The organism is Heyndrickxia faecalis, from assembly GCF_040267745.1.
Lineage (GTDB): Bacteria > Bacillota > Bacilli > Bacillales > Bacillaceae_C > Weizmannia > Weizmannia faecalis.
In genome coordinates this window covers 3,114,401-3,126,760 of sequence record NZ_CP158453.1, presented here as the reverse complement: position 1 = coordinate 3,126,760, position 12,360 = coordinate 3,114,401, and the positions used below count along the sequence as shown (strand labels likewise).

Annotated in this window: 10 protein-coding genes; 7 read left to right on the top strand and 3 right to left on the bottom strand. The window is 40.7% G+C overall.

Going from position 1 to position 12,360, the window contains the following annotated elements; genetic code table 11:
* Nucleotides 1-7: 7 nt before the first annotated feature.
* From agaB to ABR335_RS14965, 3 genes are all read right to left on the bottom strand, one after another.
* On the bottom strand, nucleotides 8-478 hold the full coding sequence (agaB, locus tag ABR335_RS14975; RefSeq protein WP_014096200.1) for a PTS galactosamine transporter subunit IIB: 471 nt from the start codon (nucleotides 476-478) through the stop codon (nucleotides 8-10).
* Between the two features lie 217 nt (nucleotides 479-695).
* Nucleotides 696-1,400, bottom strand: a complete 705-nt coding sequence (locus ABR335_RS14970) for a glucosamine-6-phosphate deaminase (RefSeq protein WP_017550174.1) — start codon at nucleotides 1,398-1,400, stop codon at nucleotides 696-698.
* Between the two features lie 55 nt (nucleotides 1,401-1,455).
* Entirely contained in the window at nucleotides 1,456-2,184 is a 729-nt protein-coding gene (locus tag ABR335_RS14965; protein WP_014096198.1) for a GntR family transcriptional regulator, read from the bottom strand.
* Between the two features lie 363 nt (nucleotides 2,185-2,547).
* On the opposite strand from ABR335_RS14965, the gene ABR335_RS14960 reads away from it, so the two are divergent.
* From ABR335_RS14960 to ABR335_RS14930, 7 genes are all read left to right on the top strand, one after another.
* Nucleotides 2,548-3,090 carry a helix-turn-helix domain-containing protein gene (locus ABR335_RS14960; protein ID WP_014096197.1) on the top strand — a complete coding sequence of 181 codons (543 nt, stop codon included), beginning with the start codon at nucleotides 2,548-2,550 and terminating at the stop codon, nucleotides 3,088-3,090.
* Nucleotides 3,091-3,135: 45 nt separating this feature from the next.
* On the top strand, nucleotides 3,136-5,166 hold the full coding sequence (locus tag ABR335_RS14955) for a hydantoinase/oxoprolinase family protein (RefSeq protein WP_035182528.1): 2,031 nt from the start codon (nucleotides 3,136-3,138) through the stop codon (nucleotides 5,164-5,166).
* A 1-nt stretch (nucleotide 5,167) separates the two neighbouring features.
* Nucleotides 5,168-6,910: a hydantoinase B/oxoprolinase family protein gene (locus ABR335_RS14950; RefSeq protein ID WP_017550171.1), complete on the top strand. Its 1,743-nt coding sequence runs from the start codon at nucleotides 5,168-5,170 to the stop codon at nucleotides 6,908-6,910.
* A gap of 103 nt (nucleotides 6,911-7,013) precedes the next feature.
* Nucleotides 7,014-8,375, top strand: a complete 1,362-nt coding sequence (locus tag ABR335_RS14945; RefSeq protein WP_014096194.1) for a purine-cytosine permease family protein — start codon at nucleotides 7,014-7,016, stop codon at nucleotides 8,373-8,375.
* 186 nt (nucleotides 8,376-8,561) lie between these two features.
* Nucleotides 8,562-11,312: a sigma 54-interacting transcriptional regulator gene (locus ABR335_RS14940; protein ID WP_350346332.1), complete on the top strand. Its 2,751-nt coding sequence runs from the start codon at nucleotides 8,562-8,564 to the stop codon at nucleotides 11,310-11,312.
* A 131-nt stretch (nucleotides 11,313-11,443) separates the two neighbouring features.
* Nucleotides 11,444-11,884, top strand: coding sequence for a PTS sugar transporter subunit IIA (locus ABR335_RS14935; RefSeq protein ID WP_179234186.1), 441 nt, complete (start codon nucleotides 11,444-11,446; stop codon nucleotides 11,882-11,884).
* Complete coding sequence (locus ABR335_RS14930) at nucleotides 11,862-12,344, top strand: PTS sugar transporter subunit IIB (protein ID WP_014096187.1); 483 nt, start codon at nucleotides 11,862-11,864, stop codon at nucleotides 12,342-12,344. Before ABR335_RS14935 ends, ABR335_RS14930 begins: the two co-directional genes overlap by 23 nt.
* Nucleotides 12,345-12,360: the final 16 nt, after the last annotated feature.

Sequence of the window (12,360 nt, the reverse complement as noted above, 5' to 3'; positions counted from 1 at the left end):
CAGCTCCTTAAAAGGTGTATTTTTTCTCACCGGGGACGTCTTGAATATAAACATTTACACCTAATGCCTGGATCGCTTTTAAATCTGCTTTGTCCTGTTCGTCCATATATACTTTTTTCGTAATTTCATCCTTTCCTTGTGAGAAGTGCATATTGCCGATATTCAGTTCTTTTATTGGCACACCGCCTTCGACAAGCTTTCTTGCGGATTGCGGTGTTCTTACAACTATAAAAATTTTTTGGCGTGGTGAAGCTTTTCCAATAATATCGATCGTTTTTTGCAAGGTGAAAAAGCGAATCGAAACGCCTGCAGATTCAGCAGTGGCTGACATTAATTCCTGCTGAAGCGGGTCATTTGCAGTTTCGTCATCCGCAACGATCAAAAGATTTGCACCCAAACTCGATGTCCAAATTACGCCAACCTGTCCGTGTACGAGGCGATTATCAATTCTTGTCAATAAAATATTTGGTGTGGCCATTTCTATTCTCTCCTTTGTCGTTTTATCATGTTGTCATGACAAGTAGTTTTATAAGGTGAAGCTGGTAGTAAATTGCTTTATCTTTTGTTTTATCCAAATAGCCGATAAAGCTATTTACTTGAAGAACTGTAAAATTGATAAAGAGCATTTGCTGTTACAGGTATTGGCAAAGCTTTTTAAACGATCTTTTGTCATGTTGTCATGACAAGTTATCCCGTTATTGGAACCGGGAAGCAGCTGCTTCATCCAAGACAACGGTAAGAGCCGGATGAAGTTGCAAAATTGATGCAGGGACACTTTCCGTTACGGGCCCTGTGAGTGCTTTGTGAATCATTTCAGCTTTTTCCGGGCCGTTTGCGATGAGTAAAATGCGTCTGCTGTTCATAATTGTTTTCATCCCAATTGTGAGTCCGTGGGAAGGGACGTTTCCCACGCCACCAAATTCATCTCCATGCTGTTGTTTGGATGCTTCTGTTAATTCCATGCGGTGTGTAACTGAACCAAACGGCGTGCCCGGTTCGTTAAAAGCAATGTGGCCGTTTTTTCCAATGCCGAGCATGCAAAGATCCAATCCACCTGCCTTATGAAGGTTTTGTTCAAAGAAAGGAAAAGTTTCTGCATACAGACGATGAATTTGATTTTCCGGAATATTTAATGGTCCGTAAAAACGCTCCTGCAAGTATGCATTGCAAGTGCCTTCTAAGTCAATTGGAACTTGATCATATTCATCGATGTTAAAGAAATGCCAATACTTCGGCAGCTCATGTTTGGAAAAGTATTGGACCAATGTATCATAACATTCTATTGGAGAGTTGCCGGTTGCAAGCCCGATATTTGCATGTTCTGATTTTAATAAATCCAAAATGGCTTCAGCCGCCGCTTTCCCAACGCCTTTTTTGCTTTTTACAATGTTAATTTTCATCTCAATCCTCTCTCTCATCAAGGTTAGAATGTTTAAGAAAACTCACCTCCTTTAGTTATGTATCCAGTAAGTACAGCGGAAGCTCACCTTTCACGATGGCTTTTGTAAACTCAAAAGGGTAGCCGCCAGAGAGACCTTGAGTCATCATTTGCATCGCCGGATCTCCTTTTTCAGCTTTTAACATTTTTGCCTGTTCTTTATTCAGGAGCACTGCACGGAATTCCCGTTTAAAGGACATGTTTAATAGATGGTAGTTTCTTTGTAGAATATGGTGCAGACTTTCCGACTCAAGATCCTCATTTTCAAGTCCCGAAAAACGGTCTGCCGGCAAGTACGTTTCTTCCAACATAACAGGGTCCCGGTCGGCCAACCGGATCCTTTTGATCGCATATATTTTTTTCCCGACTTTATATTCCAGGGCGCGTGCAATGTCTATTTCTATTAAATCTCTAATCTGGAAATCTGCAACAATTGTGGAAGGTTTTCTTCCCATCTTTTTGATCGCTTCAACGACATTGATAAAGTTGACTTTATTTTTAGACGCCTCATTTTCAAATGGAGCGACAAAACTTCCTTTTCCTTGTTGTTTGTAGATTCTTTTCATCTTTTCCAATTCATCGAGTGCCTGGCGTACAGTCGTCCGGCTTACCTGATAACGTTCACACAATTCTTTTTCAGTCGGGAGCTTATCATGCGCCTTCAACTTTCCGCTGTCCATTTGTTCTATTAAAATATCCAACAGTTGTGCATACAGCGGCACATAACTTTTTTTATTAATTGGCATTCGCCTCTCTCCTTTTATTGTTATGTTGTCATAACAACTGGCTAACTTTATTAAAACGCTTTCTTGCAGAAAAGTCAATGGATTTTTATTAGAATGCTGGCAGTGGCAAAAAGCAGCTTACTTTCGGCCCATCCAATTTCAATAATTCGCCCCGCTTCATTATGCTGATTTCCAAATGACTGCGGCAAACCTGTACGGTTCTTTTTGCCAGCACCATTTACATGGGGAACAAAAATATTGGTTCAAAAAAGATAAAATATATTGACATTTTTATCTGTTGTGATAATATGGACTACAAATAATTTTAGTTATACTTCATTTTTTTTAACCTGACTAAACATCGACAGATCAGAGAGGATAATCATGATTGAAATTCACAAAAAAATTCGTGAGCTAAGGTTACAAAAAGGACTGACTCTAAAACAATTAAGCGAAAAGACTAATTTAACCATTGGTTTTCTTTCACAAGTTGAAAGAGGGACATCTTCACTTGCCATTACTTCTCTAAAAAAAATTGCAGATAGCTTGGGCGTGGAAATTTCGTACTTTTTCAACCCGACCATCACAGCGCATTATGCCGTAAAGAAGGAGAACCAGAAAACTTTTACAGTGGAAGGGAATGCAACAAAATATATCCGGTTAAGCGGAAACTTTCACAATCGAAATTTGGAGTGTATGCTTGTCACGCTGCAGCCATTTCAAAAAGATGATCAGACATTCAGCCATATGGGCGAGGAGTTTTATTATGTTTTAAAAGGTGAAGTGATATTTAAAATTGACAACAATGAATACCACCTTATGGCAGGTGAATCCATTCACTTTCCTTCTGAAAAAACCCATCAGTGGGAAAATCCGACAGGCGAGGAAACAGTTCTTATAAGTGTATTAACTCCGGTTCTTTTTTAAGAATTGGAGATTTCAATATACCTTTGAAAGGAGCGTTCATATTTTATGAAAGTTGCAACGGATATTGGGGGTACGTTCACAGATCTTGTATACGTCAATGACAGAGGGGATTTAGGTATTGCAAAAAGCCATACGACGCCGCCAAATTTTGAACAAGGTGTAATGGACGTTATACAGCAAGCCGGAATAGAACCGGACGCCATCAAGACATTCATTCATGGAACAACCGTCATTATTAATGCACTGACAGAAAGGAAAGGAGCTAAGACAGGCCTTATCACGACAAAGGGATTCAGAGATGTATTAGAGATTGCGCGCGGGAACAGGCCTGATCTTTATAATGTAAGGTATCAAAAACCAACCCCGTTTGTTGAGAGATATCTAAGAAAAGAAGTAGAGGAGAGGTTAAATTATAAGGGAGAAGAATTAACACCGCTTAATAAAAATGAAATCAAAGAAATTGTAGATTTTTTTAAGAAAGAAAAAGTTGAGGCCATTGCAGTATCTTTTCTGCATTCTTACGCGAATCCAGTCCACGAACAAGAAACGGTGGCGTATATTAAAGCATTATGGCCTGAAGTATTTGTAACAGCTTCCCATGAAATCACAAAGGAATGGCGGGAGTACGAAAGAACAAATACCGCTGTTTTCAATGCATATGTAAAACCAATTGCGACCTCTTATGTGAACAAACTGGATGAAAAACAAAAAAGAAGCAATAACTATATTATGCAATCAAATGGCGGGACGACTACTTTTGAAAACGCCAAAAATATTCCCATCCATATTGTAGAATCCGGCCCTGTTGCAGGCATATTCGGGGCGGCTGTCCTTGGTAATATACTGGGCGAAAAAAATATCATCGCATTTGATGTTGGTGGGACTACAGCAAAGTGTTCACTGATCGAAAATGGTGAAGTAAAAGTTTCAACAGACTATTATATTGAGCGTGATGACCGGCATGCCGGCTATCCAATTAAAACGCCTGTTGTGGATATTGTAGAAATCGGGAATGGCGGGGGATCGATCGCCTGGATAGATGATGCTGGATCTCTTAAAGTAGGGCCTAAGTCTGCTGGTGCTTTGCCGGGTCCTGTTGCTTACGGGCAGGGCGGTACAGAGCCAACAACGACCGATGCAAATTTATTAACCGGAAGACTTTCACCAAAGAATTTTGATTATACTGTAAATATGGACAAGGTCAAAGATGCGATTGAAACTAAAATTGCAAACTATTTTAATATCAGTGCAGAAGAAGCAGCACTCGGGATTATTCGAATTGCCAATTCTAACATGCTCAATGCTTTAAAGTTGATTTCTATACGCAAAGGATATAATCCGCGGGAATTTTCATTAATTGCTTTTGGCGGAGGAGGATCTATGCACGCTGCTGCCCTGGCAAAAGAGCTTGGGGTAAAGAAAGTCATTATTCCGGTCGCTTCATCCGTTTTTTCTGCATGGGGGATGTTAATGACGGATTTAAGGCATGACTATATTCAAACTTACATTACACGCTTAACTGATTTAGATCCGGCTGTCATTAATCGTGAATGGGAGAACCTGGAAAACAATGCTTATCATGAGTTTCTTTATGAAGATGTTAAGAAATCTTCTGTCATGTTTACGAGATTTTTAGACATGAGATATTTGGGGCAGGAGCATACAGTAAAAGTGCCAGTACCGAATGGACGTTGGAATAAAGAAACCTTGGAAACCATCATTCAAAGTTTTCATGAATTGCATGAAAAAACTTATACTTTCAAGTTGGAAAATGCAGAAACGGAAATTGTGAATCTGCATCTGACTGCAGTGGGGATTGTAGAGAAGCCTGAATTAGAAAAAGAACATCGTGATGGTGAAGTAAAAGATGCCATCAAAGAAGTACGCCCGGTTTATTTTGAGGATACGGGTTGGGTGCAAACTGATATTTATGATCGGGATAAGCTGCCGACTTTAAAGACGGTAACGGGACCGGCCATTATAGAAGAAAAGGCTTCTGTCACAGTGCTTTACGAAGGCCAAACGCTGGTTGTCGATGAATATGGAAACCTTATTCTTGAAATAGGAGTGGAGTAACATGATCACTACATCCAAAAAAATTGACCCATTTACGTTGGAAATTGTAAAAGATTCTTTGCTTGCCATTGGAGATGAAATGTTTATAGCGCTGGCGAGAACTTCCATGAGTCCGATTGTATACGAAGTTCTTGACTATGCCAGCGGTTTAACCGATGCGAAAGGCAACCTTCTAACACAAGGAAACGGAGCAACCGGATTTATTGGCATGCTAACCTTTATGGTTAAGGAGACGTTAAATAAATTTGGAGAACAGGATTTAAACCCCGGTGATATTATCATTATTAACGATCCTTATAAGGGCGGGGGTTCGCATTTATCCGATGTCGGCCTCGTCATGCCGATTTTTTACAACGATAAGCTCATTGCATTTTCTGCGAATAAAGCGCACTGGACCGAGGTGGGCGGGAAGGATCCCGGTTCCTTCACAAATGATTCAACTGAAATTTTTCAAGAGGGCTTGCAATTTCCTTGTGTAAAGCTTTTTGAAAAGGGACGAGTCAATCAGGCTGTTGTTGATATGATTGAATCAAATGTGCGCTTTCCCGACTTGTCACTGGGGGATATGTGGGCACAAGTGGCGGCTTTGAAAACCGGAGAAAGGCGTGTTAGGGAGCTTTGCCAAAAACATGGCGAGGAGACTGTGTTGGCTTCAATTGAGCACTACTTGGACCATGGCGAGCAGCTATCCCGGCTCGAATTAAGCCAGTTGCCGAAAGGGACTTTTGAAGCTGAAGATCTCATTGATACAGACGGCATTGGGAACGGCCCCTTTAAAGTAAAAGTAAAGGTGACGATTACTGACGATGAGTTTATTTGTGACTTCAGAGGAAGCCATCCGCAAGTTCCAGGGCCGGTTAACTGCTCGTTAACGGCATTAACTTCTGCGGTCAGGGTCATTTTTCTGGCGGTTACCAATCCATCCCAGGATATTAACGACGGTGTGTTTCGTCCTTTAAAAATTCTTACGGACAAAAAATCTATCTTATCTGCAGAGAGGCCGGTTCCGGTTTCTAATTATTTTGAGTCTATGATTATGGGGGCTGACTTAATATGGAAGGCACTCGCACCGCATTTGCCTGACAGGTTATCGGCCGGCCATTTAACTTCTGTTTGCGCAGTTACGCTTTCTGGCATTCATCCCGATTCAAAAGAACCATTTTTAATTGTTGAGCCTTCAGTTGGAGGATGGGGTGCCGCCAAAGGGGCAGATGGTGCCAGCGGCCAGTTTTGTCTTGGGGATGGTGAAACTTATAATGTACCGGTGGAGGTAGCTGAGACAAGATATGGCGTTCTTGTTGACGAATACCGTTTGCGTAATGATGGTGGTGGAGCCGGAGAATATATCGGGGGGAGAGGCGTCATTCGTTCTTACCGGGCGCTCTCGGACGGCCAGACAGCAACGATTACTTACGGCAGGCACATAACGCCTCCTTGGGGGATGAATGGCGGAGAAAACGGGTCGGTTAACCAATTTTATGTTGAAAAAGCAAATGGGGATATTGATGGCCCGTATGGTTGCTACCCGAGATATCCATTGCAAAAAAATGATGTTGTAAAATTAATGACTGCAACCGGCGGCGGGTATGGAAATCCGTTAAAACGGCCGGCGCAAAAGGTTATCCAGGATGTAAAAAATGAATATATCTCAATCGAAGAAGCAGAGCAAGTTTTTGGTGTCCGTGTAAACCCGGTTACTTTTGAATATGAAGAAACAGAAACACGAAAAGCATTTGGTAAATGATTTTGAAGCTTCCAACATGAAAATTCAGAAGGGGAAAAACGAGCAATCATGAAAGTGAAATGATTGCTCGTTAATATACCGGGTACTTAAAGGGGGATTTATATTGGAGGATACAAAAAACAAAGGATCTGTTGCGACTGATGAGGCATTGATCTCGGTTCCCTTGTCTCAAAGGCAAAATTGGCTTACGCCAGCCATGATTTTTGGAGGGTTGGAGTTTACCATCCCGGTTTTGATGATTGGCGCCCAATTGACCTCTTCCTACAGTTTAGGAAAAATATTTTGGATTTTGGTTGTTGCTCTTGTCCTGTTTCAGTGGATTGGCAACACGATACAAGGGTATATAGGGGCAAAAACAGGCAGGGCATCCTCTGTCATTGCGCGATCCAGTTTTGGAGCAGTCCAGGCCCGTTTTATCGTTGGTTTAACCATTTTTATTGTCTCGTTAGGATGGTGGGCACTACAGACTGCGGTCGCAGGAAACGCCATTTCTGCGATGGTTCATGTAAATTACGAAAAAGATTGGGGAATGTGGGCAGTGATTACAGTCATTGCGGGATTCATTTTTGCTATCCCCTCAATTATTGGTTACTCATCCATGAAGTGGACAGATTATATTGCGGTACCGGCCGGCCTATTGCTGGTTGTCGGCTGTATCTTCTATGCATTGAGAAATACCGGCTGGCATGAAATGATCAACTGGAGCCCGGCAAATTCAAGTATTGGTTTTCTTGCAGCTGTCAGCCTTGTAATTGGCGTCAATGTTTCTCAATGGGTCATTGCTTCAGATTACACAAGATATGCAAAACCGAGTTGGAAGGATAATTTTCTTATTCCATTGGGCATCATTGCAGTCGGGTTTCCTCTGTTTTTTGTAGGTTCCATTATGTCGGTAGGCGTTGGAAATGCCGACATTGTAAATGTCATGATGAAGTTGGGATTTCCTTTTTGGGGCTTTTTGATTCTTTGGCTGGCAACATGGACCAGCCAACTTGTAAATAACTACAGTATGGGATTAGCGCTGGCAAATATGTTAAATATTAATTCCGGAAAAGGCAGGGCTATTTTGACTTTTATTGGAACGATCATTGCGATCATCATTGCACTGGCAGGGATACTGGATTATTTTACAGATTTCCTGTATATGACTGCCCTGGTCTATCCTGCGATTGGCGGAGTCATGATGTCTGACTTTTTCATCGTAAGAAAGCAGCAATGGGAAGATAATAAAGGATGGAACTGGATGGCAACCATTGCTTTAGTGATTGGTGGATTGATTGGATATTTAACGCAATATGTTTATCCATTCGGGTTACCGGCTGTGCAATCCTTAATCGCATCCGGGGTCATTTATGTGATTGCGATGAAAATAAAGGCGGCGGTAAAACCGGACCATTTTACGTCGTCATTATTCAGTCAAAATCCTGAGACGCCTGAACCGCAAAGTGATATTCCGACTTTATAAATTTTAAAGAGGTACAAATCTCGCTCTGTTGTAGAAGAGATTGTGCCTTTTTTCTTTGAAAAACAGCCTCAATAAAACTGCAATGTACAACAGTATAAAAAGCAAAAAAATTATGTTACGATATTTTTAAAGAAAAATGATTTTAAAAATGATCTGTCTTTTTGAGCGAAGTAAGGAGGGTGCTTGATGAAGAAAGAAAAGGTAACCGATTATTTAAGAAAGGCAACCGAAAACTTTTCATTTCATGATGATTTGGATTTAAGCCCGTTTGAAACGAATGAAATCGCGGCATTTTTCTCTTCCAAGCGCACGACCATCAGCCGCATTTTAAATCAGGGAGTTAAAGAAGGCGAATTGATTAAAATAAATACCCGGCCGGTTTATTTTCTCCACAAACGTACCTTTGAGAAAAATTTTGGAAAGTTAAAAGGAAGCGTGTTCAAAAGTTTTCAAGCATTAAGCGAATATATACTGGAAGACTCTGCTGAGATGATTTTCCGGAGGTTAATTGGTTACGATAAAAGCCTAAAAGAAGTATTGGAACAAATGAAAACAGCTATTTTTTATCCTGATAACGGATTGCCGATCATGTTGCTTGGCCCGACCGGCATAGGGAAAACTTATTTGGCCCGGTTAATGTATGAATATACGAAAGCAAAAAAACGGATCAAACAGGATGCCCCTTTTTACGTGTTCAATTGTGCACAATATGCCAATAACCCGGAACTGTTGACCAGTTATTTATTTGGCCATGTAAAAGGTGCCTACACAGGGGCGGATAAAGACAAGGCCGGTTTATTGGAGAGGGCGGATGAAGGCATACTATTTTTGGATGAGGCGCATCGGTTGAATAGGGAGGGACAGGAAAAACTTTTTACCTTTATGGATCAGGGGATTTTTTACCGGCTGGGGGACACGGAAATTGCACGGAAAGCTAAAGTGAGGCTCGTCTTCGCGACAACCGAAAAAACAAGCAGTTTTTTGGAAACGTTTTTGCGGAGAATCCCGATAAAAGTCTATGTCCCCAGTTTGGATGAAAGGGGACCTTTTGAAAAAAGTCAGCTGATTGAACATTTTTTTATGGAGGAGAGCCAGCTTTTTCAGTTGCCGATTGAAGTCAGCCACCAGACATTGGATGCACTTAATAAATATCATTATGAGGGAAATATTGGTGAATGCAAAAATATGATTAAGTACACATGTGGTTGTGCTTATGCCAAAGCAGCAAAAGGATCGGACAAGATAAAGGTCACGCTGCAGGATCTTCCAAAAGAAATGCTAAAAAATGTACCGCAATTGTTTCACCATTTTACAGCCAATGAAGGGAATGTGATATTCTTTTCGGGGCGTAAACAATCCGTCGGGGAAATGAACGAGCTGGCAATTGATAAAATCAGACATACGTTCAAGAATTGCTTAAAATATTACCAAAAGGTGAAAGAAGGAAATATTGAGGAACAAGTTGCCAATCAAAAAATGTGTGAGGATATCACTGTATTGCTGGATCAATTGATATTTACCAGGCCAGATGACAATATCAATATCATGATGGGATTCACATTGCAGACCATGCAGGAATTTTTCAGGTACTTGGAAACGAATCACCATATTAAGTATGAAGGCAACAATGTGTATGCTTTGTCATCCTATTTGTTTTTTAAAACCGGGCTCCTCGCCTTAAACCATCAGGATGAAGTGCTTTCCGAACAATTGCTGGACGATGTGAAGCAGCGTTACAAGAAGGAATATCAGATTGTTTTGATGGTTAAAACGTTTATTGAAAACAGAATAGAGTTTCAATTAGGCAACGAGGACATCATTATAATGACGTTGTTTCTTTCAACAACGAAAATCTCCCATGATGAAAGCAGGATAAAAGCGATGGTCATTGCACACGGTTATGCAACAGCCAGCAGTATCGCAAATGTGTGCAACAGAATATTGGGTGTGAATGTTTTTGATTCACTTGATATGGAGATCGAAGCAACGACAGATGATATTATTGAAAAGTTGCGCCATTATCTCGAAATCAATGAGACGAACAACGGCCTGATTATTTTTGTTGACATGGGATCGTTGAATCAAATTCAAAATCAAATCCAGGAATATATAGATGGGCCACTGTTGTTTATTGACCAGGTGACGACAATGCCTGTGCTGGAAGTGGGACATTGCCTGATGAAAGGGAATACCATTCATGAAATTGCGGAGCATATGCAAACTTTAGAAAGGCCGAAAGTGAACCTGCTCCATCCGAAAAAGAAAAAAGCATATGCCATTGTTACTTCATGTTTTACAGGAATTGGAACTGCCATGCAAATTCAGAAACTATTAGAGAAGAGTATTAAGGACTTTTTGGAAGTGCACATTGTTGCCCACGACTTTGACAGACTTAAAAAGAATGGGATGAATGAAGCCCCTTTTCAACTATACGATGTGTTGGCAATTGTGGGGACAGCGAATCCCGGGATTAATGGGGTGAATTTTATTTCATTGGAAGATATTATTTCGGGCAAAGGGGAAAATGATGTTTTTCGTATATTTGGTAAAATCGCAGCGCCTGATATCATCCGCCGGGTAAATGACAATATTATCCTGAACTTTTCTCTGGACAAGGTGATTGAATCCTTAACCATACTGGATACCGAAAAATTAATTAAGAATGTGGAAAAGAGTATCATTCAGCTTGAAAAACAGATGAACAGAAATTTTTCCAATGATAAAAAAATTGCACTCTATGTTCATATCAGTTGCATGGTTGAAAGATTAATCCGCTTGAGCCCGATTACGGAATATCCTGACCAAGACTTATTTGAACGGACGCACACGCACGAGATTCATGCGATTAAAAGTGCGCTTAGTGTGCTCGAGGATGATTATTGTGTGCAATTAAACATTCCTGAAATCGGTTATATATTCAATATTATGAATGGATAGACCTTTTGTTTTAAGGGTTTATGGGCATTTGGAAAAGAAATGCAAAAAGCATGTCACTAAGTTGGCATGCTTTTTGCATTTTTAAAGATTAGAAAAATCATTGAAAAACTTTTGAAATGGGGAGCGGTTTTATGAGACGTTTTTTATTTGCTACACACGGAGATCTATCTAAATCTTTTATAGATGCTGTTTCGTTGATAGTCGGAGATACTTCAAATGTTTCATATTTTCAAATGACCAAAAATAAATCCGGCGATTCGGCGAAAGATGAATTAAAAAAGATATTAAAGAACAAAAAGGAGGAGGATCACTTTATTGTATTGACGGATATGTTTGGTGGAAGTGTCTGTAACATCTGCACGGAATTGCTGATGGAACTGCAAAATTTTGAGTTGTTGACGGGTGTGAACCTGCCCATGACTTTGACGGTGCTGCTGGCGGGTGAAGACACCAGTACAGAAGATCTGATTTCTCTAGGCTTACAGGCAGGAAAAGATGGAATCGTGCATTTGAATCAATTGTTAGCATCACAGAAAGGAAGTGCCAACGATGATCTCTTTAGTGAGAATTGACGACCGTTTGCTTCACGGCCAGGTTGCTTATGGGTGGACATCATCATTAGGCGTGAATGTCATCCTGGTTGTAAATGATGAAGCCAAAAATGATCAAATGAAAGCGATGGCGCTGAATCTGGCAAAGCCGAACCAAGTCAAACTGTATATTCGCGGAGTGGAGGAATCCGGCGAAATTGTCCGGAAATTTGCCGAGGCAAAAAAAAGCAAAGTACTTGTTTTGGTCAAAAACTCCGCAGATGCACTTTCATTGGCCCAAGGTTCCGGCGGGGCGATTCATTCGGTCAATGTCGGCGGAATGCGCTATTCAGAAGGAAAACTTAAGTTAACAGATTTAGTGGCAGTAGATCAACAGGACTTGGAAAACTTTAAGAAAATGCAGGAACTCGGAGTGGAACTGGAATTCCGGTTATTGCCACGCGACAAGAAGAAAACATTGAGTGACTTGCTCAAAAACTAATGTGATTGGGGGTTGG